The following is a 1,827-nucleotide window of genomic DNA, read 5'->3' as shown; positions in this document are numbered from 1 at the left end:
GCAGGAGGACGGGCCGCCTCACGCCGTCCCAGGCGACGGTGACGCTCTAAACCAGCCCGCCGCGCTCATTGCGCGACAGCCTCATAGGAGCCGCGCATCACCTGGTAGATGCGGCGCTCGAGCGTGCCTTTCGCCCGATGCTCCCTGATAATCGCCGCCAACTTTTCCTGCCCCGCTACCGGAAAGATTACATCGCAGACCCTGCCGCTTGGCGCCTCGATCGCCGCGCCAGCGATATCGACCAGCAACCGTTCCTTGCCATAGACCTTCTCGATGTCGCGTGCGATGCCGGCAACCACCTTGCGCTTCGAGCGCACCCCGATCTTGTGAACGGTTTCCACCAGAAGATCGATCATCCCGTCGATGATCTGTGCTTCCCGCACCATCAGGAAGACGGCATAGAGGCCAAGTTGCCGCTTGGGGGCGTGGCGGCGCATCTCCGACGCCTTTTCGGTGCCGACTCGCCGGACGATCTGATCAATCCAAGGCTTGCCGGCACCCGTCAGCAAATCCCTTGGCAGTGTCAGCTTTTGAATGAAAGCAAGCCGGTCAGCCAGGGCAAGCATGTTGTCCAACGTTGCCGCACCTACGTCATTTTTAATTGTATGGAATCCTGTCGGACTATCCGGATCGACCAGCGATGCCTCTATCCGCGCGACCGTTTCCGGCAGAAGCCGATCCGCAACGCCAGCAAGAAAGCATTCCAGGAAGCGTTGCCGCTCGGAGCGTACAAGCCGCTCCATCTCCTTACCGGACGGACCGAAAATCTTGTGGTCGCGACACCAGAGAAAGACAGCCTCCAGCATCGCCGCGACGGATTGCCCGCCCGGGCAGAGCTCCGTCGCCATCCAACCCGCAAGTGCGACCCGGTCAGCCCGCTTCATGCGGCGAAAGCCCAGATGGCGCAGAATCTCCGCGCAATGGCGCCGTCCCGACCGCCCCGAAAAATCGTAACCGTCGAGACCGGTCTCGCGGACACCAAGCTGCTCGGCCAGATACGAAATCGCTTCGTCCGGAACCTCGGTCGCGTCGGTGGCAAAGTATCCGAAAGCTGCGAAGAACTTCAACTGCACCGCCAGTCCGAGCCTCGACCCGGCCGGCTTGGCGTTCACAAAGTCATTGTCGGCAAAAGAGAGGCTCCATTCCCCAGCCAAAGCCTCAGGCGAAACACGCAAACCCATACGTTCACTCCCTGTTTCAGGAGTGAATTCTCAGGTCGCCGAGCCTTCGCCGTCAATCCGTTCCGGCAACGTTCCACAACTTGGCCAAAATCGCAGCTTCGGGCCGATTAGGCCCACTTGGCGGGCCGGCGCCGGGGAAATCGTGCTTTCCGAGAAGACGACCGGGATTGCATGCTGGCGCACCGCATCAATGACCTTGCGAACCTGCTGCGGCGTGCCCTGCTGGTCGGCATTGATCGGCCAGAGATAAAGTTCCGTCAGGCCGAAATCGCGCGCCAGATACGAGAAGGCACCCTCGCTGGTGACCAGCCAGCGCCGGGCGTCCGGCACGGCGGCAAGTGTTGTCCTGATCGGATCGATGGTGGCCGTGATCGTCTGCTTATAGGCCTCGGCGTTGGCCGTGTAGGTCTCGGCATTCCGCGGGTCGTGTTTCACGAAGGCGTCGCGGATGTTGTCGACATAGATCAACGCCGCGCTGGGCGACATCCAGGCATGCGGGTTGGACTTGCCGGCATAGGGGCCATCGGAAATGCTGATGGGATCGATGCCGGTCGATACCACCACGCGGGGATGTCCCGCCCGATGTTGAAAAGGGCTCGGCGGACGTCGCTGGTTGATGAGGCTATGCAGCCTCGCAGACGGGGTC

Annotated in this window: 1 protein-coding gene and 1 pseudogene; both read right to left on the bottom strand. The window is 61.7% G+C overall.

Going from position 1 to position 1,827, the window contains the following annotated elements; genetic code table 11:
• Window positions 1-83: 83 nt before the first annotated feature.
• Window positions 84-1,181 (bottom strand): annotated as a pseudogene (locus IEW15_RS25290) (DUF4158 domain-containing protein); the annotation flags it as partial.
• A gap of 30 nt (window positions 1,182-1,211) precedes the next feature.
• A partial coding sequence (locus IEW15_RS25285) for a metal ABC transporter solute-binding protein, Zn/Mn family (protein ID WP_188583280.1) occupies window positions 1,212-1,827 on the bottom strand: 616 nt, incomplete at its 5' end.

It is taken from the genome of Tistrella bauzanensis (assembly GCF_014636235.1).
Taxonomy (GTDB): domain Bacteria; phylum Pseudomonadota; class Alphaproteobacteria; order Tistrellales; family Tistrellaceae; genus Tistrella; species Tistrella bauzanensis.
Note: the sequence above shows the minus strand (reverse complement) of the source record. Positions and strands in the feature narration are given on the sequence as shown.